The sequence below is a fragment of the Streptomyces mexicanus genome (assembly GCF_902506575.1).
GTDB lineage: Bacteria > Actinomycetota > Actinomycetes > Streptomycetales > Streptomycetaceae > Streptomyces > Streptomyces mexicanus.
On sequence record NZ_LR732544.1, the window covers coordinates 3,496,921 to 3,521,309 of the forward strand.

General features: G+C 73.1%; 20 protein-coding genes. 8 read left to right on the plus strand and 12 right to left on the minus strand.

Annotated elements, in window-relative coordinates; all coding sequences use genetic code 11:
* Positions 1–193 precede the first annotated feature (193 nt).
* Together GV126_RS15555 and GV126_RS15560 are read right to left on the minus strand one after the other, a co-directional pair.
* A complete protein-coding gene (locus tag GV126_RS15555) occupies positions 194–1,471 on the minus strand; it encodes a hypothetical protein (RefSeq protein WP_159666902.1) in 1,278 nt (425 codons plus the stop codon).
* 212 nt (positions 1,472–1,683) lie between these two features.
* Complete coding sequence (locus tag GV126_RS15560; RefSeq protein ID WP_159666905.1) at positions 1,684–2,478, minus strand: class II aldolase/adducin family protein; 795 nt, start codon at positions 2,476–2,478, stop codon at positions 1,684–1,686.
* Positions 2,479–2,748: 270 nt separating this feature from the next.
* Between GV126_RS15560 and GV126_RS15565 the strand changes: the two genes are divergently transcribed.
* On the plus strand, positions 2,749–3,222 hold the full coding sequence (locus tag GV126_RS15565) for a pyridoxamine 5'-phosphate oxidase family protein (protein WP_159666908.1): 474 nt from the start codon (positions 2,749–2,751) through the stop codon (positions 3,220–3,222).
* A 19-nt stretch (positions 3,223–3,241) separates the two neighbouring features.
* On the opposite strand, the gene guaA is transcribed toward GV126_RS15565, so the two are convergent.
* A complete protein-coding gene (guaA, locus tag GV126_RS15570; protein ID WP_028420707.1) occupies positions 3,242–4,822 on the minus strand; it encodes a glutamine-hydrolyzing GMP synthase in 1,581 nt (526 codons plus the stop codon).
* Between the two features lie 339 nt (positions 4,823–5,161).
* Here guaA and GV126_RS15575 point away from each other — a divergent pair, with 339 nt between their 5' ends.
* Positions 5,162–5,548, plus strand: coding sequence for a chorismate mutase (locus GV126_RS15575; RefSeq protein ID WP_159666911.1), 387 nt, complete (start codon positions 5,162–5,164; stop codon positions 5,546–5,548).
* 904 nt (positions 5,549–6,452) lie between these two features.
* Complete coding sequence (locus GV126_RS15580) at positions 6,453–7,571, plus strand: LPXTG cell wall anchor domain-containing protein (RefSeq protein WP_159666914.1); 1,119 nt, start codon at positions 6,453–6,455, stop codon at positions 7,569–7,571.
* Positions 7,572–7,646: 75 nt separating this feature from the next.
* Here GV126_RS15580 and GV126_RS15585 read toward each other — a convergent pair whose 3' ends face one another.
* The 3 genes from GV126_RS15585 to GV126_RS15595 all read right to left on the minus strand — a co-directional run bounded on the left by GV126_RS15585 (position 7,647) and on the right by GV126_RS15595 (position 12,971).
* Positions 7,647–9,485, minus strand: a complete 1,839-nt coding sequence (locus tag GV126_RS15585) for a GMC oxidoreductase (RefSeq protein ID WP_438947846.1) — start codon at positions 9,483–9,485, stop codon at positions 7,647–7,649.
* 62 nt (positions 9,486–9,547) lie between these two features.
* Positions 9,548–11,161 carry a succinic semialdehyde dehydrogenase gene (locus GV126_RS15590; protein WP_159666917.1) on the minus strand — a complete coding sequence of 538 codons (1,614 nt, stop codon included), beginning with the start codon at positions 11,159–11,161 and terminating at the stop codon, positions 9,548–9,550.
* A 151-nt stretch (positions 11,162–11,312) separates the two neighbouring features.
* On the minus strand, positions 11,313–12,971 hold the full coding sequence (locus GV126_RS15595) for a serine/threonine-protein kinase (RefSeq protein ID WP_438947847.1): 1,659 nt from the start codon (positions 12,969–12,971) through the stop codon (positions 11,313–11,315).
* Here GV126_RS15595 and GV126_RS36495 point away from each other — a divergent pair.
* A complete protein-coding gene (locus tag GV126_RS36495; RefSeq protein ID WP_438947848.1) occupies positions 12,882–13,280 on the plus strand; it encodes a formyltransferase family protein in 399 nt (132 codons plus the stop codon). The two genes, GV126_RS15595 and GV126_RS36495, sit on opposite strands and share 90 nt — an antisense overlap.
* 33 nt (positions 13,281–13,313) lie before the next feature.
* Here GV126_RS36495 and purU read toward each other — a convergent pair whose 3' ends face one another.
* Positions 13,314–14,201: a formyltetrahydrofolate deformylase gene (gene purU, locus GV126_RS15605; RefSeq protein WP_159666926.1), complete on the minus strand. Its 888-nt coding sequence runs from the start codon at positions 14,199–14,201 to the stop codon at positions 13,314–13,316.
* A 47-nt stretch (positions 14,202–14,248) separates the two neighbouring features.
* Positions 14,249–14,749, minus strand: coding sequence for an SCO4402 family protein (locus GV126_RS15610; protein ID WP_159666929.1), 501 nt, complete (start codon positions 14,747–14,749; stop codon positions 14,249–14,251).
* A gap of 159 nt (positions 14,750–14,908) precedes the next feature.
* Here GV126_RS15610 and GV126_RS15615 point away from each other — a divergent pair, with 159 nt between their 5' ends.
* The gene (locus tag GV126_RS15615) at positions 14,909–16,219 is read left to right on the plus strand and encodes an ABC transporter substrate-binding protein (protein ID WP_159666932.1); all 1,311 of its coding nucleotides are present in this window, start codon (positions 14,909–14,911) and stop codon (positions 16,217–16,219) included.
* A gap of 51 nt (positions 16,220–16,270) precedes the next feature.
* Here GV126_RS15615 and GV126_RS15620 read toward each other — a convergent pair whose 3' ends face one another.
* On the minus strand, positions 16,271–16,771 hold the full coding sequence (locus GV126_RS15620; RefSeq protein ID WP_328707339.1) for a hypothetical protein: 501 nt from the start codon (positions 16,769–16,771) through the stop codon (positions 16,271–16,273).
* A 74-nt stretch (positions 16,772–16,845) separates the two neighbouring features.
* Positions 16,846–18,231 carry an NsdA family TPR-like regulatory protein gene (locus tag GV126_RS15625; RefSeq protein WP_159666935.1) on the minus strand — a complete coding sequence of 462 codons (1,386 nt, stop codon included), beginning with the start codon at positions 18,229–18,231 and terminating at the stop codon, positions 16,846–16,848.
* Between the two features lie 435 nt (positions 18,232–18,666).
* Here GV126_RS15625 and GV126_RS15630 point away from each other — a divergent pair, with 435 nt between their 5' ends.
* The 3 genes from GV126_RS15630 (at position 18,667) to GV126_RS15640 (ending at position 21,996) form a co-directional block, all read left to right on the plus strand.
* Positions 18,667–19,332, plus strand: a complete 666-nt coding sequence (locus tag GV126_RS15630; protein ID WP_159666938.1) for a bifunctional DNA primase/polymerase — start codon at positions 18,667–18,669, stop codon at positions 19,330–19,332.
* A 265-nt stretch (positions 19,333–19,597) separates the two neighbouring features.
* Complete coding sequence (locus GV126_RS15635) at positions 19,598–20,371, plus strand: ABC transporter ATP-binding protein (RefSeq protein WP_201299849.1); 774 nt, start codon at positions 19,598–19,600, stop codon at positions 20,369–20,371.
* The gene (locus GV126_RS15640) at positions 20,368–21,996 is read left to right on the plus strand and encodes a transporter (protein ID WP_159666944.1); all 1,629 of its coding nucleotides are present in this window, start codon (positions 20,368–20,370) and stop codon (positions 21,994–21,996) included. Before GV126_RS15635 ends, GV126_RS15640 begins: the two co-directional genes overlap by 4 nt.
* Positions 21,997–22,166: 170 nt before the next feature.
* On the opposite strand, the gene GV126_RS15645 is transcribed toward GV126_RS15640, so the two are convergent.
* A complete protein-coding gene (locus GV126_RS15645; RefSeq protein ID WP_159666947.1) occupies positions 22,167–23,183 on the minus strand; it encodes an alpha/beta fold hydrolase in 1,017 nt (338 codons plus the stop codon).
* A gap of 359 nt (positions 23,184–23,542) precedes the next feature.
* The gene (locus GV126_RS15650) at positions 23,543–24,235 is read right to left on the minus strand and encodes an iron-dependent transcriptional repressor DtxR (RefSeq protein ID WP_159666950.1); all 693 of its coding nucleotides are present in this window, start codon (positions 24,233–24,235) and stop codon (positions 23,543–23,545) included.
* Positions 24,236–24,389 lie beyond the last annotated feature (154 nt).

Below are 24,389 nucleotides of genomic sequence, written 5' to 3' on the forward strand. Positions count from 1 at the left end.
GGCCGTTTGCGCAACCTATTCCGACTTTCGTGCGACTTTGCACGCTTTCGGGAAGATTCGTCCTTCGGCGAGGGAGGCGAGGGGCCTGCCGGACGGCAGATGAGGGAGGTGAAGGGGTGCCGGTGAGCGAGCTGAAGGGCACAGGCGGGAGGCGCCGGTCAGGACGCCCCTCACCGCCCGGTGGGGACGTCCGTCACTCCGTCACGTCGATCGTGTACCGGTTGGTCTCCACACCCGCGGCGGTCACCAGCTGCACCTCGACCCGGCCCGGTTCCACGTCCGCCGGTACGGGGACGGTCAGTGCCGTGTCCGTGGGGTTGCTGAAGCCGCCGGTGACGGGGACGAGGGGGACGTGGACATGGACCGTGCCGATGCGGACCACCATCCGGGCGAGCCGGTCGGCCCCTTGCGCGCCGGGCGGGACGAAGCCGGCGCCCCGGATCTCGATGTCGTCGCCGGTGCGGATCGGCGCGTCCAGGTCACCTGCCTCCCGCGCCCGGACCACCGACAGGATCACCGGCCGCCCGCCCTCGGCGTACTTGCCCGCCAGGTAGGTCGCCGCCGATACGAGCGCCAGCACCGCCAGGCCCCACGGCAGGTCGGGCAGCTGGTCGGGGCGCCGGGCCAGCCGGACCGCCGCGAACACCAGGGCCACGGCGTGGATCACGACGTACTGGATGTCCGTGAAGGTGCCGCGTCCGGCGTCGTCGGTGAGCAGGTCGGCCGCGCGCGGCCGGTCGGCCCGCACCTTCTGCAGCCGCTGCCCGAGCACACGCAGCCCGACCACCCGCCGCACCAGGACCGCGAGGGCGCACACCACGGCGAGCACGGTGACCACGCCCGCGCCCCGGTCCAGGTCCAGGCCCGAGAGCAGCGCGTCCCGCTCGGCGTGGTGCGAGGCGGCCGCCAGCCGCCCCACCAGGACCAGCACCGCGTACACCACGAACAGCACCCAGCCCGCGGCGATGGCACGGGAGGTGGACAGCCGGTTGTCCTCGCCGATGACCGGGGCCAGCGCGCCGCCCCGGGCGCGGTGGAACCACGACGCGGCCGTCAGCGCCAGGCCGACCACGACCGCCGCGAGCAGGCCCGCCGTCCGCGCGGCGGTCCAGCCCGCGCCGATCGCCGTCAGCGCCTGCACGAGAAGCAGCAGGACGGCCGCGGCCCACACCGCGCACGCCGTCCAGCGCCACATCCGGCCCAGCCATGCCTCGCCCTCGGCCCGGCCGCGGGCGGCGACCTCTTCGGCGGACTGGGTCAGTTCCTCCGAGATCCACTGACGGGAGGCCGATGCCGAGTGGGCCACGGCCGTCGGCAGGCCCTGGCCCGCGGCGAACTCGTCCCGCTTCAGGAGGAACTCGGCCACGGCCCGCCGGTGTCCCGTGCGCGCCCCGTGCGGGCAGTCCCCGCACGTGCAGCCGCCCGGGTGGGCACCCGCCCCCACGCCGTCCCTCGCTTCCTGCACCGCCACGCCCGCTGCCGCCTTCCCCGCCGGTCCGCCACAGTCCCACGGACAACACCCGTGCGCCGACAGCGAATTGTGCCCTACCCGGCCCGGTTCGCGTCCGGCCGGTCACCCGCTCTGGTCAGTGCGGGTGAAGCGCGCGCCACCGTGTTGACCCGGCGACGGGAGCCGCGAGGAGGGCTCCGGACGTTCCGGCGGGGCGAAGGCGCGGTGACGGGTCAGCCGAGGAGGTCCGGTTCGCTGCGGGTGATGCTCTGCCACAGGGGCTGGTAGTTGATCCAGGCCACCAGGTCCTGGCCGAGCTGTTCACGCGTCGACACCGCGGCCTTGTGGTCGATCAGGACGGGCCGGCCCGCGGCACGGGCGGTCAGCTGCACCTGGGCGCAGCGTTCCATGGTCAGGAACCACCAGGCGGCCGCGTCCACCGAGTCGCCGACCGTCAGCAGCCCGTGGTTGCGCAGCACGAGCGCCTTGCGGGAGCCCAGCGTCGCCGCGATCCGGCGGCCCTCCTCGGCGTCCACGGTGACGCCGGTGTAGGAGTCGTAGAGGGCGTGGTCCTCGTAGAAGGCGCAGCTCTCCTGGGTGAGCGGGTCCAGCAGGTCGCCCAGTGCCGCCAGGGCCCGGCCGTGGACCGTGTGGCAGTGCGCGACGGCGACGACGTCCGGGCGGGCGGCGTGCACCTGGGCGTGCACGGTGAAGGCGGCCTGGTTGACGTGGTAGCGGCCCTCGACGACCTGCCCGTCCTGGTTGGCGAGCACCAGGTCGCTCACGGTGACGTGCCCGAAGGGGATGCCGAACGGGTTGACCCAGAAGCAGTCGCTGAACTCGGGGTCGCGGGCGGTGATGTGTCCGGAGACCCCGTCCTCGAAGCCCTGCCGTCCGAAGAGCCGCAGCGCGCCCGCGAGCCGCTCCTTGCGGTGCCGGCGTTCGTCCTCCACCGAGTCGTGCCGCGGCGGCATGGCGAACCGCAACTGGTCGGTGGGCAGGGGCTGGGGCCGAGTGGGGCCGTGCATGAAGGTCCTCCGGCGGTGGATCGGGTACGGCCGGAAGGTACCGTCGGTCGGCCGGGAATGGCAGCGGACGGGTGTGAAGATGCCGCGCACCCGACCGAAGGCACTCCGCCGAAGGCACTCCGCCGAAGGCGGCCCGCTGAAGGCACCCCGCCAAGACCCCCCCCCGCAATGGCACCCCGACGAAAGCGCCCCGGCGGAGACGGACGGCCGACCGCGCGCAGCTCTGAAACACGACAGAAGGTGTCCTGTTTCGGCGCCACACTCTTCCGCATGACGACGAACTGGGCGGCGTTCGCCGCGGTGGAACCCGATCTGGCCGGCACCGTCGAGAAGCGCTTCGGGGTCTTCCGGCACCACGTCCTGGCGACCGTGCGCAGGGACGGATCGCCCCGCACCAGCGGCCTCGAGGTGGAGTTCTTGCACGGCGAGCTGTGGCTGGGCATGATGCCGGACTCGCTGAAGGCCCTCGACCTGCGCCGCGACCCGCGCTTCGCGCTGCAGGCGAACCCCGGGGAGGGCACCGGCATGGGCGGCGGGGACGTACGGATCTGCGGGCGGGCGGTGGAGGTGACCGACCCGGCGGTGAAGGGCGCGTACGTGAAAGAGGTGGAACCGCCGCAGCCGTTCCACCTCTTCCGCACCGAGCTGACGGAGGTCGTGCGGACCTACGTCGAGGACGGCCGGTACCTGGTCGTCCAGGTCTGGAAGCCCGGAGAGCCGGTGCGGACCCTCCGGCGGACCTGACCCCTCACGGCGGGAGGGGTCACTCCCACTCGATGGTCCCCGGCGGCTTGGAGGTCACGTCGAGGACGACCCGGTTGACGTCCCGCACCTCGTTGGTGATCCGGGTGGAGATCCGGGCGAGGACGTCGTACGGCAGGCGCGACCAGTCGGCGGTCATGGCGTCCTCGCTGGACACCGGACGCAGCACGATCGGGTGGCCGTAGGTGCGGCCGTCGCCCTGGACACCGACGGATCGGACGTCCGCGAGCAGCACCACCGGGCACTGCCAGATGTCCCGGTCCAGACCGGCCGCGGTCAGCTCCTCGCGGGCGATGGCGTCTGCCTCGCGCAGCAGGTCCAGGCGCTCCTTGGTGACCTCGCCGACGATGCGGATGCCGAGTCCGGGGCCGGGGAAGGGCTGGCGGTGGACGATCTCCTCCGGCAGGCCCAGCTCCTGGCCGACCATGCGGACCTCGTCCTTGAACAGCTTGCGCAGCGGCTCGATCAGCTTGAACTCGAGGTCCTCGGGCAGGCCGCCGACGTTGTGGTGCGACTTGATGTTGGCGGTGCCGGTGCCGCCGCCGGACTCGACGACGTCCGGGTAGAGCGTGCCCTGCACCAGGAACTCCACGGCCGGGCCCTCGTCGGCGATGATCTCGGCCTGGGCCTGCTCGAAGACCCGGATGAACTCGCGGCCGATGATCTTCCGCTTCTCCTCGGGGTCCGAGACGCCCTTGAGGGCGGTCAGGAAGCGCTCCTCGGCGTCGACGACCTTCAGCTGCACGCCGGTCGCGGCGACGAAGTCCTTCTCGACCTGCTCGGTCTCGCCCTTGCGCATCAGGCCGTGGTCGACGTACACGCAGGTCAGCTGGTCGCCGATGGCCTTCTGTACGAGGGCCGCGGCCACCGCGGAGTCCACGCCGCCGGACAAGCCGCAGATCGCGCGCTTGTCGCCGACCAGCTCGCGGATCGCCTTGACCTGCTCCTCGATGACGTTGCCGGTGGTCCAGTTCGGCTTCAGGCCCGCGCCGCGGTACAGGAAGTGCTCCAGCACCTGCTGGCCGTGCGTGGAGTGCATGACCTCCGGGTGGTACTGGACGCCGTAGAGCCGCTTGTCGTCGTTCTCGAACGCGGCGACGGGGACGACGTCCGTGGAGGCCGTCACGGTGAAGCCCTCGGGCGCGGCGGAGCAGGCGTCACCGTGCGACATCCACACGTGCTGCTCGGCCGGGGTGCCCTCGAAGAGGGTGGAGGAGGTCTTGGAGACGTGCAGGTCGGTACGGCCGTACTCGCGGGCGCCGCTGTTGTCGACGGTGCCGCCGAGGGCCTGCGCCATGAGCTGGAAGCCGTAGCACATGCCGAAGACGGGGACTCCGGCCTCGAAGATCTCGCGGTCGAGGCGGGGAGCGCCCTCCTCGTACACGGACGAGGGGCCGCCGGAGAGGATGATCGCCGCCGGGTTCTTGGCGAGCATCTCCGACACCGGCATGGTGCTCGGCACGATCTCGCTGTAGACCCGGGCCTCGCGGACGCGACGGGCGATGAGCTGGGCGTACTGCGCGCCGAAGTCGACGACCAGAACGGTGTCGGGGGCGGCGGCAGCGGGGGTCGCAGATGACACGGGTTGCCTTCCGGCGGCTGGGCGGGGGTTTCTGCTGTCCGATTCTACCGAGGTGGCGGCGGAGCCCTGGCCGGGTTGCCGGTGCGCGGGCCCGACCGTCGCGCATCTCACGATCCGGGCCGGGTTGGACGCCCGCGGCGAGCAGGGCATACTGGCCGCATGCTCCAGCACCAGACCTACGTCTTTACCTATGGCAACCGGCCCGCCGGCTGCCATGGTCGTGCTGCTTGAGCAACTGACAAGCGACTTCCCAGGCGCCCCGGGCCGACAAGGTCCGGGGCGCCTGGCGTTTTCCGGGCCCTGCCGTTCCGGGGCACCCCGTCCGACGAGGAGCCCCCTGTGACCGCCACCACCGACACGAGCACCACCCGCCCGAACGCCGTCACCCCGAGCGCCGTCACCGGCGCCTCCCCCGCGACCGCCGCCGTCCCGAGCGCCGTCCGCGCGACGGCCGTCGACGCGACCGGGGCCCGTACGCCCGAGGCCGCCGACGCGATCACCGGCGCCCGCGAGCGCATCGACGCGCTCGACGACCGGATCATCGGCCTGATCCAGGAGCGGATGGCCGTCTCCGCCGTCATCCAGGAGGCCCGGATCTCCTCGGGCGGTCGGCGCGTGAACCTCTCCCGCGAGATGGAGATCCTGGGCCACTACCGGGACGCGCTCGGCAAGCCGGGCACGGCCCTGGCGATGACCCTGCTGGAGCTGTGCCGCGGCAAGATCTGAGCCCGCGCCTCCCCCGTACGGGGCTCTCACCCGTCCGGCGCGTGACCGCCGCGCGCGCCGGGTCGTTGGTCCCGGTGTCCGTGCCAGCCAGGGGCGGGCCCGACAGAACCACGCGTGGCTCTCTGGAGCGATGAGGCGTACGGATCGTGCTGTGCGCCGTGGGACCTCGCTCCAGGGAAGTGACCGGACGGCAGGGGACAGCAGCCCGGTCACCCAGAGAACGGTCGGCCCCGGGGACGCCCGGGGCCGACCGGCGGGCGTAGCCGACCAGCGGGCTCAGACGGCCGGCGAGCACAGCCGGCCGACGGGCACAAACGACCGGCGGGCATCGACGGACACAGCCGACACGACGGATGCAGCCGGCCCGACGGACAGAGCCGACCGGCGGAAATACAGAAATATGCACGAGGTCGGGTCAAACGGTTGCGGACGCCGCGATCTTGCAGCACGATGCCTGGCAAGCCCACCGCTCCACGGCCCCGAGCCGGCGAACCGCACCGCGGTGCACCGTCCGACCGCCAAAGGTCGAGACCACGCACGCGCCCTGTGTGCGCCGGGGCGCCGCCCCGGAGCGACTGCGGGTGGAAACAGCGGCGCAACCCCCCGGCGCCGCTCTCCGGCACCGGCGCTGCCCTGACGTCGGTGCTGACGGACGAAGGGTCCCGCGGCTCCGGTGCCGCGGGGCCCTTCGCACCTCGTCTCCCACCGTCGACTCACCACGCTCGACTCACCACCGATCTCGTGTGACGCACGCCACATGAGAATTCAGTAAAGATCAGTGCAACCCTGCGCGGGTTCCCCGGGTCACACCACCTGAACGAGGCCCACACCCGCGCCGCCACGCGGAGGCCCACCAGCACCCGTACCGCGACACCCGTGGTACGCCGGACTTCCCGAGGTCTTCATGAAGTTTCGCCGCGCCATGGTCACCGCGGCCGCGACGGCCGTCATAGCCCCCGTCGCGCTGCTGTCGGCCCCGGCCGCGTTCGCGTCCGACGAGCACAACGCCTCGACGAGCGCCGGCGCCTCCGCCGGCGAGTCCTCCGCCGCGGACCAGTCCTCTCAGTCCTCCGACCAGTCCGGAAGCAACACCGGGACCGGCACCGGAAGCGACACCCAGGACGACAGCGGGTCGGACACCGACCAGACCGGAACCGGGAACGGGTCGGACACCGGCCAGAACGGTTCCGACACCGCGTCGGACTCCGCGAGCGCCTCCGCGTCCGCGTCCGCCTCCGCCTCCGCCTCCACGGAGCCCTCGGCGGGGCCGAGCAGTTCCTCGCCGCGCCCCTCCGACTCGGCGGAGCCCACCGAGGAACCCTCCGACGAGCCGACCGACATTCCCGGCATCTGCCAGGAGGACGCCGACTACACGTCGAAGCTGCACAACCGACTCAACGGCCTGCCGGGCAAGATCGCGGCGGGCAGCGGCTGGCACGGGTTCACGCTCTCCGTGGAGAACCCCACGAAGACCAGTGCCAAGGACGTCATCTTCTACGCGGGGGTCGGTCCCAACGACCCCGACGCCCCCTACGCCTTCAAGGCCAGCCAGGTCCAGCTGCAGGTGAAGACCGACGGGGTGTGGACCGACATCACGGACGGCGAGGGCCACTCCGCGGGCTTCCTCGACCTCACCGACATCGCCGGCGGCAAGACGGTCACCTACCAGCTGCGCCTGAACGTCAAGGCGAGCGCGCCGATCGGCGAGGGTCTGACCATCGGCGGCGGCGTGTACTTCGACGAGGACGCGAACTGCCTCAGCGCGGACGACGCCTCCTACGTCATCCAGATCGTCGCGCCCGGCAGCGACACCGGCGGCGCCGCGCCGCAGGAGGGCGGCAAGGTCCCGCTGCCGACCGAGAAGCCGAACCAGAACAACACCCGCAACGTGACCGGCACGCTCGCCGAGACCGGTTCCAGCTCCATGCTGCCGACCATCGGGCTCGTCGGCGGGGTCGCGGTCGTCGTCGGCGCCGGTGCGCTCTTCACCGTCCGCCGCCGCAGGAGTGGTGCGGACGCGTAACGCGTTTCCTCACCCGCACGACGAGAAGGACCTGCGCCAGGAGGGGGGCGCAGGTCCTTCTCGCGCTGGTGCCTGCTACTTCTCCTTCGGCGGCACCGCCGGTATCCCCAGGAACGGCAGCCGCAGCGCGCCGAACGCGTCCGCCGGGACCACCGGGTTGCGCGGCTCGATCGGCTTCAGGCGCTCGTACGGCGCGCCCTGCGCCGGGCGGGGGTCGGCCTCGCCCTTGTTGGGCCAGAACGACATCGCCCGCTCGGCCTGGGCGGTGATGGTCAGCGAGGGGTTCACGCCGAGGTTCGCGGAGACGGCCGCGCCGTCGACGACCGAGATGCCGGGGTGGCCGTAGAGGCGGTGGTAGGGGTCGATGACGCCGGTCTCGGGCGAGTCGCCGATCGGGCAGCCGCCGAGGAAGTGCGCGGTGAGCGGGGTGCCCATGAGTTCGCCCACGTTGGAACCGGCGAACCCGTTGATCTCGGCGGCGAGCGCGGAGGCGCCCTCGGTGGCGGCCTTGATCTGCTTGGGGTTGGGCGAGCCGTGGCCCTGCCGGGCGGTGAGCAGGCCCTTGCCGACGCCGTCCGGTTTCAGGTACGTCGTCAGGGAGTTGTCCAGGGACTGCATCACCAGGCCGATGATGGTCCGCTCCGACCAGCGGCGGTTGGACAGGGAGCGCAGCACGAGCAGCGGGTGGCGGGCGGCGTTGGCCAGCCAGGCCGCGATCCTGGAGCCGCCGTCGGCGTAGGGCACCTGGAGGATCGACAGGCCGCCCATCGAGTTCGAACCCTTGCCGTAGCGGACCGGTTCGATGTGCGTGTTCTCGTCGGGGTGGATGGAGGAGGTGATGGCGACGCCGCGGGTGAAGTCGGCCTTCGGCTCGCCCGTCGCCTTGCGGTAGCGGCGGTCGTCGGTCTGGGCGCCCACCAGCGCCTCGGAGTTGGTGCGGGTCAGCTCGCCCAGCCGCGGCGAGAGGCAGGGCAGTTGCCGACCCTCCTTCATGCGGTGCAGCAGCGTCTGGGTGCCGTAGGTGCCGGCGGCCAGCACCACCCTGCGGGCCGTGAACAGGCGGCCCGCGCCCTTCTTCCGGTTGTCGGTGGGCAGGGTGGCGACCGCGTAGCCGCCGCGCGAGTCGTCGGTGACGGAGACGACCGTCGTCATGGGGTGGACGACGGCGCCCGCTTTCTCGGCGAGGTACAGGTAGTTCTCGTTCAGCGTGTTCTTCGCGCCGTGCCGGCAGCCGGTCATGCACTCGCCGCACTCGATGCAGGCCCTGCGGTCGGGTCCCGCGCCGCCGAAGTACGGGTCGGGCACCCGCTGCCCCGGCTCGGCCTTGGCCGTGCCGTCCGCGTCCTCGCCGTCACCGAAGAACACCCCGACCGGTGCCATGTGGAAGGTGTCGCCGACGCCCATGCGCTGCGCGGCGGCCTTCAGGTGCACGTCGGACGGGGTCATCGTCGGGTTGAGGCGCACGCCGAGCATGCGCTTGGCCTGGTCGTAGTAGGGGGCCAGCTCCTCCTGCCAGTCGGTGATGTCCCGCCACTGCGGGTCGTCGAAGAACGCCTTCGGCGGTACGTAGAGGGTGTTGGCGTAGTTGAGGGAGCCGCCGCCGACCCCCGCGCCGGCCAGGACCATGACGTTGCCCAGCAGATGGATGCGCTGGATGCCGAACAGGCCGAGCTTCGGGGCCCACAGGTAGTTCTTCAGGTCCCAGGAGTTCTTCGGCAGACTCTCGCGGGTGAGGCGGCGGCCCGCCTCCAGCACGCCGACACGGTAGCCCTTCTCGGTCAGGCGGAGGGGGGAGACGGACCCGCCGAACCCCGATCCGACGACGATGACGTCGTAGTCGTACCCGTCACGGTCGTGGTCGTCGCGGTCGTGGCCGGCCACGTCCCGGCTCTGGACAGACTTCTCCTGTGCCACGTGCTCTCCTCGTTGAGAACCGCCGCGCTGCGGACGGGGTCTGACGGTCGCTGCGGTCGGTACTAGCGGAAGCGGAACATCTTCATCAGCTTCAGGCTGCGGCTCATGAAGGCCGCGTACTTCTCGTCGTCCATGCCGAGCGAGGGGGCCATGGGCAGCAGCCGCTGGTGGGCGATCGTCTGGGCCTCGGTGTACTTGAGGATGCCCTCGGAGCCGTGCCGGCGGCCCAGCCCGGAGTCCTTCATGCCGCCCATCGGCGACTGGACGCTGCCGTAGGCGGGCGCGTATCCCTCGTTGATGTTGACCGTGCCGGTGCGCAGCCGGGCGGCGACCTCGCGGCCCCGGCGGGCGTCCCGCGTCCACACCGAGGAGTTCAGGCCGTACGGCGTGGCGTTGGCGCGCTCGATCGCCTCCTCCTCGGAGGCGAAGCGGTAGACGGACACGACCGGGCCGAAGGTCTCCTCCGTGCACACGGCCATCGGCGCCTCGACGCCGTCGAGGACGGTGGGCTCGAAGAAGTAGGGCCCGACGTCCGGGCGGGCGACCCCGCCGGCGAGCACCTTGGCGCCCTTGGCGACGGCCTCCTCCACGTGCCGGGTGACGGTCTCCAACTGCCGCGGGCCCACGAGCGAGCCCATGTCGGCGCCGTAGGCGAGGCAGGTGCCCAGCCGCAGGGCCTTGGTCCGCGCGACGAACCGCTCCAGGAAGGCGTCCGCGATCTTCTCGTGGACGTACAGCCGCTCCACGGAGATGCACAGCTGGCCGGCGGAGGAGAAGCAGGCGCGCACCGCGCCCGCCGCCGCCTTGTCCACGTCGGCGTCCTCGAGGACCAGCATGGCGTTCTTGCCGCCGAGTTCGAGGGAGACGCCGACCAGGCGGGCGGCGGCGCCCTGGGCGATCTCGCGGCCGGTGCGGGTGGAGCCGGTGAAGGAGACGTAGTCGGCGTGCCGGACGACCTCGGGGCCGACGACCGGCCCGTCACCGATGACGACCTGGAACACCCCGGCGGGCAGCCCCGCCTCGACGAGCAGGTCGCGGGCCCACAGCGCGGTCAGGCAGGTCTCGGTGTCCGGCTTCATCACCACCGCGTTGCCCGCGACGAACGCCGGGAGCGCGTCGCCGACCGACAGCTCCAGCGGGTAGTTCCAGGGCGCGATCTGGCCGACCACGCCCCGCGGATGGCGCAGTTCGGTCACCTTCGTCAGGGCCGGGATCGCGCCGGTGTGCCGCTTGGGCGCGAGGTAGGCGGCGGCCCGGCGGCCGTAGTGCCGAGCGGCGACGGCGACGGCCTGCACCTCTTCGTGCGCGTGCAGGCGGGCCTTGCCGGTCTCCAGCTGGATCAGGTCCAGCACCTCGGCCTGGCGCTCCAGCACCAGGTCGTGGAAGCGCAGCAGCACGGCGGCGCGCTGCCTGAGCGGGGTGCGCGCCCAGGCGCCCTGGGCGGCGCGGGCCCGCTCGAAGGCGACGGCCACGTCCTCGGGGGTGGACTCCGGCAGATCGGCGAGTACGTCCCCGGTGAACGGGGTGTGGTTGGCGGTCCGGCCGGATCCGACGACGTCCCGGGTCAGCTGGGCGATCAGCTCCGGGGTCACCACGTCGGCGGCGGTGCGGACCCCCACCGGAGCGGGGGCCAGGGGATTGGTGCCGGTCTGTGCCGGGGCCTGCGCGTCCGTCATGCAGCGCAGGGTATGCCGTGGGCCGGGGTTTGTGTACCCGGCGGTAACAGGGATTCACGGACCGCTCACACGGCGCCAGTGATCGCTGGCAAGGAATGTGCTGATCAGGAGTGTTGTACGCCGTGTCGTGCGCCGGGGGCCGACCCGGCGGCTACCACTCGTCCACGTCCAGGTTCGCGAGGGCCTCCCGGGCCACCTCGCGGCCGCGCGCGGTGAAGTCCCCGGCGCCGGGGTAGGCGACGCTGAGCTTGTACATGTCGCCGTCGGTGCTCTTGTAGTACAGGATCCGCACCTCGCGCGGGCGGGGGTCGTCGGTGTCGTCGGTCGTGTACGTGACCGTGTTCCCGGCGGCCTTCCTGCCGTGGAAGGTCACGTCGCCGTCAGGTCTGGTCCTGGCCTGCGGGTGCGACGGCATGTCGAGGTCGTAGCTGCCCGACCGCTTGTACGTGGCGTCGTCGTCGTACATCTCGGCCGCCGCCGAGTCCGCGATGGCGTGACCGGTGTCCTCCTTCTTCCGGTCGACCGACAGGCTGACCCAGATGCTGCCGCTCGGGTCGGTGTAGGTGACCCGGTGCTCGTCGTCCCTGCTGTGCTCGGGCACGGACCGCGTGTACTGCCGCGGCACGGCGATCGTGGCGGTGACGTCCTTCTCGTGGTGGGTGGTCCACCCGTCCGGCAGCGGACCCGCGAAGGGCCGCGCGATCAGCAGGTACGCCGCCACCGCCGCCGCGACGGCGGCCGCGCCCAGCCCCAGCCCGGCCCGGCGCCCGAGCCTCACGGACCGTCTGCCGCCTCCGTCCCCGGCGGACCGCGCCGCCTGCGTGATCGCGGGCGCCGGGGGCGGGGGCGGGGCCGCCGCCGCCCGGAGCAGCGCGCGGACCCGGGCGGCGTCCGGCCGGTGGGCGGGATCCTTCTGCAGCAGGCCGGAGATGGCCTCGGCCAGCGGACCCGTCGCGGCCGACGGCGGCGCGGGCACGGCGTTGAGCACCGACTGCAAGGTGGCCGCGGTGTTGCTGCGGCGGAACGGCGAGACGCCCTCCGTGGCCGCGTACAGCACCACGCCGAGCGACCACAGGTCGCTTGCCGGGCCGGGGCGCCGGCCCAGCACGCGCTCCGGGGCGATGTACTCCGGGGAGCCGACGAAGCCGCCGGTGTCGGTCAGGCGGGTGTCGCCCTCGATCCGGGCGATGCCGAAGTCGGTGAGGACGATCCGGCCGTGCCGGCCCAGCAGGATGTTGTCCGGCTTGACGTCCCGGTGCAGGACGCCCGCCGCGTGGGCCGCCTCCAAGGCGCCGAGCACCTCCAGGCCGATCCGGGCCGCCTCGCGCGCGTCCAGCGTGCCCTCCCGCAGGACGCTGCCGAGCGTACGGCCCCGCACCAGCTCCATCACGATCCACGGCCGGCCGTCCACCACGGCCACGTCGTGCACGGTGACCACCGCCGGATGGTCGAGCCGGGCCGCGGCGCGGGCCTCGCGGCGCATGCGCTCGAAAGCGTTGGCGCGCTCCCGTTCGGGCAGGTCGTCGGGGAGGCGGGGCTCCTTGACGGCGACCTCCCTCTCCACCGTCTCGTCCTGGGCGCGCCACACGGTCCCCATACCGCCGTGCCCCAGCTTGTCCAGCAGCCGGTACCGGCCGGCGATCAGGCGACCGGTACCGGGATCGGGGGTGGCGGGAGCGGGGGGCCTCCCCCGGGGGGGGGGGGGGGGGGGGGGTTGGGGTTGTGCAAGCAGCTCAGCGGCCGGATCATCAACATCCACCACTCCTTCCTGCCGAGCTTCAAGGGCGCCAAGCCGTACCACCAGGCGCACGCCCGGGGCGTGAAACTGATCGGCGCGACCGCCCGCAGCCGGCACCTCGTGACCGCCGGGCGGCCCGGGCGCAGCCTGCGGCTGGAGATCGAGGGGCTGGGCGGCGGCGAGTGGCTGATCCCGCTGGACTCCCCGGGCGCGGTGGGCTCCGCGGAGCACGAGGTGGCCCATGTGGCGCTGGACGGCGTGGAGTTCTGCCGGCTCGCGGCCGGCCATGTGGCGCCGCAGGAGGCGGCGGCCGGCCGCGCGGGTGATCCGGAGGCGATCAGGGACGTGCTGTGCGCGGCGGCTTCACTCAGCCGTATGTGACGGCCGAAGCCGCCCGTCTGCCCGCGCCCGCGCCTACGCGAACACCACCGTCCGGCGGCCGTTGAGCAGGATGCGGTGTTCCGCGTGCCACTTGACCGCGCGGGCCAGCGCCTGGCACTCCACGTCCCGGCCGATCGCGACCAGTTGGTCGGGGGTGACGTCGTGGCCGACCCGCTCGACCTCCTGCTCGATGATCGGCCCCTCGTCGAGGTCGGCCGTCACATAGTGGGCGGTCGCGCCGATCAGTTTCACGCCCCGGGCGTGCGCCTGGTGGTACGGCTTGGCGCCCTTGAAGCTCGGCAGGAAGGAGTGGTGGATGTTGATGATCCGGCCGCTGAGCTGCTTGCACAGGTCGTCGGAGAGGACCTGCATGTAGCGGGCGAGCACGACCAGCTCGATCTGCTCCTCGCGGACGATCTCCAGCAGCCGCGCCTCGGCCTCGGGCTTGGTGTCCTTGGTGACCGGGACGTGGTGGAAGGGGATGCCGTAGGACCCCACCAGCTCGGCGAAGTCGGTGTGGTTGGACACCACCGCGGCGATCTCCACCGGGAGCGCGCCGATCCGGGCGCGGAAGAGCAGGTCGTTCAGGCAGTGCCCGAACTTGCTCACCATCAGCAGGATGCGCATCTTCTGCTCGGCGCGGTGGATCTGCCAGTCCATGTGGAAGGAGTCACCGACCGCCGCGAAGCTGGCCCGCAGCTTGTCCACGGTCACGGGGGCCTCGGCGGAGAAGTGGACCCGCATGAAGAACAGTCCCGTGTCCTGGTCGCCGAACTGCTGGCTGTCGACGATGTTGCAGCCGGTCATGAACAGGTAGCTCGACACGGCGTGCACGATGCCCCGCTTGTCCGGGCAGGACAGGGTCAGGACGTACTGGTCGGCGGCCTGGGCCGCGGCGGCTCGAGGGGACTGCTCACTCATGCAGGACAGGGTCTCATGCCCGGGCCGGGGCCGCGGCGCGCCGTCCGCTACGCGGACCGGGTCAGGATGCGCAGCACCTCCAGGCTGCGCGGCGGCGCGTCCGGGTCCTCGCCGTCACTGGCCGCCATCCGCACGTGCGCGTCCCGGGCCGCGCGGACCGCCTCCGGCCAGCCGGGGTTGTCGAGGTAGGCGGCCACCGGCGCGTCCGGCCCGACCTGGTGCATGATGCGCAGCACCCGCAGCACGGCCGTGTCGACCAGTGCCGCCTCCTGGGAGTCCCGGAAGATCGTGCCGACGTACTTCTCGGCGGACCAGTTGTCCAGCCAGGTGTCCTCGACCAGGCGGTAGACGGCGTCGGTGACGTCGCCGTACCCCTCGACGCCCGCCAGCCAGACGTCCCGCTGGAACACCGGGTCGGAGAGCATGTGCAGCGCGGAGCGCACATTGCTGCGCCAGCGCCACCACGGCATGTCGTTGAGTGGCATGGCGCCCATGGTGGAGGAGCGACGGCCGCGACGGGAAGAGTTCTCCGAACCTTGCACGGTCATCGATCGTACGTTCTTCTTACCGGTGCGGTGACGGCCCCCTCCCCGCCTCCACTCCCCTCTTTTCCGGAATCGGGGGGCTCGCGCAATTCACCTGGGTGTCACCCGGCGTTGACCGCGGGTCACTGCGGGGTTGGGGATGTGCCGGAATCGTGCGTGTCCATGAACGGCAGGCGACGCACCCGCACCACCCTTCTCGGCGCCCTCGCCCGGCGCGCCGCGCGCAGGCGCCTGATGGGCGCCGGCGCAGTGGCGGCCTGCCTGTCGCTCGTCGGCGGGTGCGGTGTCCTCCCTGGTACCACGGGGGGTTCCGGGGAGGACACCGTGACCGTGATGACCTGGGCCCCGGACGGCACCCGGGCCACCAACAAGCCCGGCATGCCCGCCATGGCCCGGGCCTACGCCCGCTGGGTCAACGCCCACGGCGGCATCGCGGGCCACCGGCTGAAGGTGCTGACCTGCAACGACCGCAACGACAGCGTGGAGGCCGGCAAGTGCGCCCGGCGGGCCGTGGAGGCGAACGTCGTCGCCGTCGTCGGTTCCTACAGCCAGTACAGCGACGCGTTCTTCCCGCCGCTGGAGAGCGCGGGCATCCCGTACATCGGCGGCTACGGCGTGACCACGACCGAGTTCACCCGCGCCCTGTCCTATCCGGTCAACGGCGGCCAGCCCACGCTGCTGGTCGGCCTCGGCCGGGAACTCGCCGCCGACTGCGGCCCCGTCGCCCTGGTACGGCCCGACTCCATCGCGGGTGACGAGCTGCCCGAGCTGCTCGACGCCGGTCTGCGGGCCGGCGGGCACGCCCCGGCCGACGACGAGCTGGCGCCCGAGGACGCCACCGAGTACTCCGCGCAGGCGCAGCGGGCGCTCGGGCAGGCCGCCTCCGCGCCGGGCCGCAAGGGCTGTGTGATCCCCGCGCTCGGCGAGCGCACCGGCATCTTCATGGACTCCTTCCGCCGCCTGCGCGAGGACTATCCGGCGGTGCGCACCGACACGGTGGTCGGCAGCGTCGACCAGACGGTGATCGACGCCGCCGGCGGGCAGTCCGGCCCGTACGAGGGCGCGTACCTCACCGGCTGGTACCCGGTGGCGAGCGATCCGCGCTGGGACCCGATGAAGAAGGTGATCAACGAGGAGGCCTTCGGCGACAACCGCGTCGATCCGGCGGACCCCGGGGTGCAGACCACCTGGATCGCCTACACGGTGCTGCGGGCCGCCCTGGAGAAGATCGGCGGCGGCGAGGTGAGCGCCGACACCGTGCGGCGCACCCTCGACGCCGGACTGCGGGTGGACACCGGCGGGCTGACCCCGGCCCTGCGCTGGCAGCAGTCCGGACCGTTCGCCGGGGCCGGTTTCGCCCGTCTGGTCAATCCCCAGGTGACCCTGCAGGTGGTACGCCAGGGACGGCTGGTGCCGGCCGGGAAGGGCGAGATCGACGTCACGAAGACCCTCCAGGACGCCGACCTGGAGTGAGGCCCCGGCCGCCCCGGCCGCACCGCGCCCGGCGCCCGCGCTCCCCGCGAACTAGAGCTGGGTGGGCTGACGCTGGGTGAGGCCGTACTGCTGTGCGATGGCGTTCCACAGTTGCGCGGCCTTGGTCTTCTGGGCGCTGGCCACACCGCTCTGCCGGTTGCCGGCCTGGGCCTCGGCGGTGGTGCGGGCGTGGCCCTTGGGGCAGCCCTTCTTGCCGTGGGCCTGACCGGCCCAGGCCGCGTAGTGCTGATCGGCCGACGCGGAGGCCTTCCAGGCGGAGGTGAGGGCGCTGGTCAGCTCGGCGTGCCGGGGCAGCTTGTCGACGGCGAGGCCGCGCAGGCGGGTCACCAGCTCGTTGCGCTGCTTGGCCGCGTCCCGCAGGTTGGAGGCCGCCTCGTCGAGGTTGTCGCACTTCTTGACGTCGGCCACCGCCTTGATGACGGCGGCGCGGCTGCTGCCGCTGTCGGCGAGCAGCTGGTCCAGCGCGACCGCCTGCTGCCGGACCGGATCGGCGGAGGGGGAGGCGGGCCCCGCGCTGTACCCGGTCCCCACCGCACCCGCACACGGCCCCCACAGGCGCTCCGCCAGCGCCCCGCGTCATCCCCTCGGGCCGCCCGCGCGGCCGCTCACGCCGCCATCTGCATCTCCAGCCGCGCGCCGAACTCCCTGACCACCGCCTCGTCCCGGTACGGCTCCAGCCGCTGCTGGAGGTCCTCCAGGTACTCCGCGCCCCGGTGGGAGCGCAGGCTCTCCAGCAGCTCCACCGCCTTCATGCCGGTGCTGCAGGCCTGTTCGACCTCCCGCTGCTGCACCTGTGCCGTGGCGAGGAGCACATAGCCGATGGCCCGGCGGCGCACCCGCGAGGACGGATGGGCCGCCAGCGCCGCCTGCGCCTGCCGGGCCGAAGCCTCCGCCTGGCCCAGGTCCCGGTAGCAGTGCGCCAACTCGTCGGCCAGATACGCCTGGTCGAAGTGGGCGATCCACGCCGGGTCGTCCCCGGAGTCCGCCTCGGCCGCCTCCAGCGCGCTCACCGCCCGCCCGGCCGCCAGCTGCGCGGACCGCACGTCCCCCAGCAGCGCGTGTCCGCGCGCCTCCGCCGCGTGGAACATCGCCTCCGCGCGCGGGGTCACGCGCCCGCGCGCGCCCTCCTGGGCGGCCCGTGCCAACTGGGCGATCTCGCGCGGGTTTCCGAGCTGCGCGGCGAGGTGGCTCATGGAGGCGGCGAGCACATAGCCGCCGTATCCGCGGTCCCCGGCGGCCTGGGCGAGCCGCAGCGCCTGGATGTAGTACCGCTGGGCCAGGCCCGGTTGGCCGGTGTCCACGGCCATGTACCCGGCCAGTTCCGTCAACCGCGCGACGGCGGCGAACAGATCGCGTCCGACCGCCTCGCGGTACGACCCCGACAGCAGCCCGGAGACCACGCTGTTCAGGTAGTGCACGACCACCGGGCGCACATGCCCGCTGCCGTAGCTGTGGTCGAGGTCGACCAGCGCCTGCGTCATGGCCCGTACGGCCGCCACGTCGGACTGCCCCACCCGCGGGCCCGCCGACCGCGCGACCTGCCCGTCCGGCGCGGAGATCAGCCAGTCGCGGCTCGGCTCGACCAGCGCCGAGGCGGCCACGGACGAACCGGACAGGAAGTCCCGGCGGCCCACGTCGCTGCGCCACAGCTCGCAGACCTGCTCGATGGCGCCCAGCACCGTCGGCGAGAACTGCAGGCCCACGCCGGAGGCGAGGTTCTTGCCGCCCGCCATGCCGATCTCGTCGATCGTGACCGTGCGGCCCAGCTTGCGGCCCAGCGCCTCGGCGATGATCGCCGGGGCCCGGCCGCGCGGTTGCTGTCCGCGCAGCCAGCGCGCCACGGACGTCTTGTCGTACCGCAGGTCGAGGCCGTGCTCGGCGCCGCACATGTTGACCCGGCGGGCCAGTCCGGCGTTGGAGCAGCCCGCTTCCTGGATGAGCGCCTGCAGCCGTTCGTTCGGCTGCCGCGCGACGAGAGGCCTTGCGGCCATGGCGTAAACCCCCTGCTTCCTGGCGGCTCGCGTGGCTGCGGTGCCCTGCCCACGCACCGACGTTGACGTGTCCTGCGCGGCCGGACCCGGTCCCGTACCGGTTCCGCACCGGTTCCGTACGGGTGGTCCCGTCCGAGCCCGGTCCGATCCTGGTCCGATCCCGCCCTGGTCCGATCCCGGCGAACCCGGTCCCGTCCCGGGCGATCGATCCGGCCGTGAAGATCAATGCCCCACGTACATACCGACAATGCGGGACATGCGCGGATTGCCGGAGTAAAGGCGCATGTCGCCACTCACCGAACTGCCCCGCACCCGCCGTCGATCCTCCCGCGCGCCCCCACCTGTGCATCCGTGCGCCCCGCGCGCCGAATCGATGCACCTGCCTGGCGCGCGCGCCGCGCGTAACCGGACGTGGGTGCGGGAGTTGAGTGGGTCGTGGAAGAGACGATCGCGGGCACGCAAGCCGTACAGACTGCCGGTCAGATTCCCCAGCAGCGCGGGGACACGCTGCTGGAGACCGCCGTTCGCTACGCCGAGGAACGCCACTGGGAGGTGTTCCCCGGCACCTGGCTGGTGACCGGCGACGGCGCGCAGCGCTGCTCCTGCGGCGACCCGGCGTGCGGCGCACCCGGCGCGCACCCGGCGCGCGAGGACTGGGCGACGCAGGCGACGGGCAGCGCCACCGTCGCCCGCCGGATGTGGCAGAAGCAGCCCGCCGCCTCGATCCTGCTGCCCACCGGCCGCACCTTCGACGCGATCTGCGTACCGGAGACGGCCGGTTTCCACGCCCTGGCCCGGATGGAGCGGATGAAGCTGACGCTCGGGCCGGTGACGCTCACCCCCGAGCGGCGCATGCAGTTCTTCGTGCTCCCGGGGGCGTGCGCCAAACTCCCGGACCTGCTGCGCAAGCTGGGCTGGTCGCCGCGCTCCCTGGATCTGGTCGCGCTGGGCGAGGGCGCGTACGTGGCGGCGCCGCCCACGCGGTACGGCACGCGCGGGGCCGTGCAGTGGGTCTGCCGGCCGACGCCCGCGAACCGGTGGCTGCCGGACGCGGAGGAGCTGATCTCGGCCTTGGCCTACGCCTGCGGCCGGGATCGGTGACCCCCAAGAGCCAGGACCGACCGCCCCGGCGACCACCGGGAACCACGACCGCCCCGGTGACGGCCAAGAGCCTGGACCGACCACCCCGGCGACCACCGGGAACCACGACCGCCCCGGTGACGGCCAAGAGCCTGGACCGACCACCCCGGCGACCACCGGGAACCACGACCGTCCCGGTGGCCACCGGGGTCGCCGGCCGCCGCATTCGCCCCGACGCCTCCCTCCGGCCGCCCCTTAGGGTTTCGTGTAAACGGAGGGAGTGGCAGTGGGGACAGCCGCAGTACGGGTACAGGGGCTCTGGAAGCGGTTCGGGCAGCAGACGGCCGTGGCCGGGATCGATCTGGAGCTGCCGGCCGGGAAGTTCGTCGGGCTGGTGGGGCCGAACGGCGCCGGGAAGACCACCACGCTGTCCATGGTGACCGGACTGCTGCGCCCCGACCAGGGCAGCGTCGAGGTCGCCGGGCACGACGTGTGGCGGGATCCGGTGGCCGTCAAGGCGCGGATCGGAGTGCTGCCGGAGGGACTGCGGCTCTTCGAGCGTCTGTCGGGACGTGAACTGCTGTCCTACTCCGGGCGGTTGCGGGGGCTCGCCGGCGCCGAGGTGGACCGGCGGGCCACGCAGCTGCTCGACGTGCTCGACCTGGCGGGCGCGCAGCACAAGCTGGTCGTCGACTACTCGACCGGCATGCGCAAGAAGATCGGGCTCGCGGCGGCGCTGCTGCACAACCCCGAGGTGCTCTTCCTGGACGAGCCGTTCGAGGGCGTCGACCCGGTGTCCGCGCAGACCATCCGGGGCGTCCTGGAGCGCTACACCGCCTCCGGCGCGACGGTGGTGTTCTCCTCGCACGTGATGGAGCTGGTGGAGTCGCTGTGCGACTGGGTGGCCGTCATGGCCGCCGGCCGCATCCGCGCCCACGGCCCGCTCGCCGAGGTGCGCGGGCAGGCGGCGACCTTGCAGCAGGCGTTCCTGGAACTCGTCGGCGCGCGGGGCCGCGACACCGGCTCCGACCTGGAATGGCTGGGCGGCGGTGCCCGATGAGCGCCGGTGCCGCCCCCGACCTGGCCCCCGCCCCGCCGAAGAACATCACGCCCGTCGTCGTACGCCTGAAACTGTCGCTGCTGCTGGGCGGGTTGCGGCGGTCCGGCGGGCGGCGCGCCGCCTACGTGGCGTCGGCGGTCGTCGCGCTGCTGTTCGCCGTGGGGCAGCTGCTGGGGTTCGTGCTGCTGCGCGACCAGGCGCACATCGCGTCCGTGGCCGTGCTGGGCACGGCCGGCCTGGCGCTGGGCTGGGCGGTGATGCCGCTGTTCTTCCCCAGCGGTGACGAGACGCTGGACGCGACCCGTCTGGTGATGCTGCCGCTGCGCCCGCTGCCGCTGGTGCGCGCGCTGCTGGTGGCCTCCCTGGTCGGCATCGGACCGCTGTTCACGGTGCTGGTGCTGGTGGGGTGTGTGGTCGCGGTGGCGCACGGGGCGGTGGCGTACGCCGTCGCGGTCGTCGCCGTCGTCCTGGCGCTGCTGGGGTGCGTGGCGCTCGCCCGGGCCGTGGCCGCCGCCAACGTCCGCCTGCTGACCAGCCGCAAGGGGCGGGACCTGGCGGTGCTCAGCGGGCTGGTCGTCGCGGTCGGCGCGCAGCTGGTCAACTTCGGCGCGCAGCGTCTGGGCTCGTCGGGCCTGGAGCGGCTCGACCCGGTGGCGGACGTGCTGCGGTGGGTGCCGCCCGCCTCGGCGGTCAGCGCGGTGGACTCCGCCGACGCCGGCTCGTACGGCGCCGCGGTGGTGCAGCTGGTCCTGGCCGCGGCGGCGGTGGCCGCGCTGCTGGGCCTGTGGGCGCGGAGCCTGACCCGGCTGATGACCTCGCCGGACGCCTCCACGCTCCAGTCGCCCGACGCCGCCGTGCGCGAGCGGACCCGCGGCGGCGGCCTGGCCCGGCTGCTGCCGGCCGGCCGCACCGGCACGGTCATGGAGCGCAGCCTGCGCTACGTCTGGCGCGACCCGAAGACCAAGGCGGCCTGGGTGACCTCGCTGGCCATCGGCCTCATCGTGCCGGTGTTCAACGCCCTGCAGGGCACCGGTTCGCCCTACTTCGCCTGCTTCGCCGCCGGCATGCTCGGCGTGCAGATGTACAACCAGTTCGGGCAGGACACCTCCGCGTTCTGGATGGTGGCGCTCACCATCTCCTCCCCGCGGGACGCCTACGTCGAGCTGCGCGGCCGCGCCCTGGCCCTGCTGCTGGTCACCCTGCCCTACGCCACGCTGGTCTCGGTGGTCACGGCGGCGCTGCTGGACGACTGGGCGCGGCTGCCGGAGGTGCTCGGCCTGTCCTTCGCGCTGCTCGGCGGGATGCTGGCGACCGGCGCGTGGACCTCGGCGCGCTTTCCCTACTCCATCCCGCAGGAGGGCTACAAGAACGTGGCCCCCGGGCAGGCGGGGCTGGCCTGGATCGCCGTCTTCGGCGGCATGGTCTCCGCGGCCGTGCTGTGTTCCCCGGTCATCGCCCTGACGATCTGGACGAACGTCAGCGCGGACGGCGGCGCCTTCGGCCCGCTGCTGCTGCCCGTCGGCGCGGTCTACGGTGCCGCGATCACCCGGCTCGGGCTCCGGCTGGCCGCCCCGCGCACAGCCGCCCGCCTGCCGGAGATCCTGGCGGCGGTCAGCAAGGGGTGAGCGTGCGGCGCGCGACGGGCTCTGCGCGCCGGGTTCTGCAGCGAGCGCAGGACTCTGCGGCGCGCGCCCGGTCGCGCGACGCGCCCGGTGCGGGTGCCCGGGCGGCGGGGCGGGGGCTTTCCGTGCTCAAGCGGCCGGGCGGCCGTACCCGAGCGGCCGGGCAGGGGGCTTCAGGAGGCGAGGACCCCGTCGAGGAAGGGCTCGACGACCGCGCGCCAGGCCTCCGGGCGCTCGTAGTGCAGGAAGTGGCCGGCGTCGAGGATCTCCGCGTACTGGCCGCGGGGCAGTACCCGGACCATCTCCTGGGCCTCCGCGCGGCCCAGCTCGCCGTCCAGGCCGCGCACCACCAGGGCGGGGCAGCGGACGAGGGCCAGCTCGTCCCAGTGGGCGTCGTAGGCCCAGGTCTCGCGGGAGACGAGCATGTGCTCGGGGTCGAAGACCGGGCGCCAGCCGTCCGGGCACTCGTGCAGGACCTCGGCGTAGAACGCGCCGCGCGCCGGGCTCGGGCGGTCCACCCAGGGGTCCTGCTCGGCGAACCAGGTGCGGGCCGCCTCCAACGTGGCGAAGGGCAGCGGCCACGCCTTGAACCACGACTCCCACTCCCGCTGCGAGGCCGCGCCCAGCGCCGAGGCCCGCATGTCGCAGACGACCAGCGCGCGCACCAGGTCGGGGCGCCGGGCGGCGAGCTGCCAGGCGGTCAGCGCGCCCATCGCGTGCCCGATGACGACGGCCGGGCCGAGGCCGAGCTGTTCCACGGCGGCCTCGACGTCCTCGGTGTAGGCCTCGCGGGTGTACGCCGCGGGCGGCGGCTTCTCGCTGTGCCCGTGGCCCCGCAGGTCCAGGGCGACGACCCGGTACCGGTCGGCCAGCCAGCGGGCGGTGGCGGCCCAGTGGGAGGCGCGGCCCATCAGTCCGTGGAGCAACAGCACGCCCGGCCGCGCGTCCTCGCGGCCGCCCTCCGGGGCGCCGGCCTGCCGGACGCGGCCGACCTCGGCGGCCCCGCGAGCCACGGAACCCTCGAGTGTCTCCGCGACCTCACAGGTCTCATGGGCATCGTACGGCTGGGCCTGGGCCGGGACGAACGCCCGTGGTACGGCGGTCCTGTCCGCGGCCGCCCTCGGCGGGCCGAACTCCCACGCCGCGAGCCGTACGCCGCCCGCCCCTGTCACATCGATGCGCCGCGCCATCGGTCCCGGCACCCCCTAGCTCCGCTGCCCCAGTGCTGTAGCGCGGGCCCCTGCGGCCCATCACCCACAGGCTATCGAATACGCATTCGAAAACATCGGCCCCACGGGCAACACCCCTCGTTCGAGTGACCCCCCGCGAGGAATGATCGCCGACGCCGAGGGGAGATCTTCAACGGGAGGCGGACCGCTCGGGGAAAAGAGGTCCGAGGGGACGACCCTGAGAGCTCGGGGCTCCGGGTCGACACAAGGGGAGGACAGGCCCCGGCGCCACGCGGCGCCGGGGCCTCCACTTCTTCGCGGCACATCCACCCCCACCCCTTCCGGGTCATGCGCCTGACGGACCAGGGGCCCGCGCCCGGTCAGGGCTTGGCGACGAAGACGTGGGAGGCGATGTCCGCCTCCAGCTCGGCCGCCTCACCGCCGCTGCCCACCAGCACCCCGGCCGCCGACTCGGTCACGCTCACCACCGAGCCGGGCTGCACGCCCGCGCGCCGCAGCGTGTACATCAGCTGCGCGTCCGTCTGGATCGGCTCGCCGATCCGGCGCACCACGACCGTCTTGCCGTCGGAGCCCGGGTCCAGCTCGGCCAGCGACACCATGCCCTCGTCGAGGAACGGGTCGGCACCGTCCTTCTCGCCCAGCTCCTCCAGGCCCGGGATCGGGTTGCCGTACGGGGACTCCGTCGGGTGCCGCAGCAGCTCCAGGACGCGGCGCTCCACGGCCTCGCTCATCACGTGCTCCCAGCGGCACGCCTCGGCGTGCACCTGCTCCCACTCCAGGCCGATCACATCGACCAGCAGGCACTCGGCGAGCCGGTGCTTGCGCATCACGCGCGTGGCCAGCCGGCGGCCCTCGTCCGTGAGCTCCAAGTGCCGGTCCGGCGCCACCGAGACCAGCCCGTCGCGCTCCATCCGCGCGACCGTCTGGCTCACCGTCGGCCCGCTCTGGTCCAGCCGCTCGGCGATACGGGCGCGCATGGGGACGACGCCTTCCTCCTCCAGTTCGAGGATGGTGCGGAGATACATCTCCGTGGTGTCGATCAGTCCGGACATACGTGCCCCTCGATTACCTCTGCCGGAGGCTCGACCGCTCCCCGGCGCGTGCGCTGGCCCTGGATTCAATTCTGACGCATCCCACTGACAACCGAAGCGTTCCGCGAAAACCCCGATGCGTCGGCGGCCCACCGCCCGCCACCGCCCGCCACCC

Bases quoted from the DNA above. Each gene is read 5' to 3' on its own strand.
- GV126_RS15565 (WP_159666908.1), top strand. From the start codon at position 2,749: ATGACGACGAACTGGGCGGCGTTCGCCGCGGTGGAACCCGATCTGGCC.
- GV126_RS15625 (WP_159666935.1), bottom strand. From the start codon at position 18,231: ATGGCCGCAAGGCCTCTCGTCGCGCGGCAGCCGAACGAACGGCTGCAG.
- GV126_RS15560 (WP_159666905.1), bottom strand. From the start codon at position 2,478: ATGCACGGCCCCACTCGGCCCCAGCCCCTGCCCACCGACCAGTTGCGG.
- GV126_RS15615 (WP_159666932.1), top strand. From the start codon at position 14,909: ATGAACGGCAGGCGACGCACCCGCACCACCCTTCTCGGCGCCCTCGCC.
- GV126_RS15645 (WP_159666947.1), bottom strand. From the start codon at position 23,183: ATGGCGCGGCGCATCGATGTGACAGGGGCGGGCGGCGTACGGCTCGCG.
- GV126_RS15580 (WP_159666914.1), top strand. From the start codon at position 6,453: ATGAAGTTTCGCCGCGCCATGGTCACCGCGGCCGCGACGGCCGTCATA.
- GV126_RS15590 (WP_159666917.1), bottom strand. From the start codon at position 11,161: ATGACGGACGCGCAGGCCCCGGCACAGACCGGCACCAATCCCCTGGCC.
- GV126_RS15610 (WP_159666929.1), bottom strand. From the start codon at position 14,749: ATGACCGTGCAAGGTTCGGAGAACTCTTCCCGTCGCGGCCGTCGCTCC.
- purU (WP_159666926.1), bottom strand. From the start codon at position 14,201: ATGAGTGAGCAGTCCCCTCGAGCCGCCGCGGCCCAGGCCGCCGACCAG.
- GV126_RS15650 (WP_159666950.1), bottom strand. From the start codon at position 24,235: ATGTCCGGACTGATCGACACCACGGAGATGTATCTCCGCACCATCCTC.
- GV126_RS15640 (WP_159666944.1), top strand. From the start codon at position 20,368: ATGAGCGCCGGTGCCGCCCCCGACCTGGCCCCCGCCCCGCCGAAGAAC.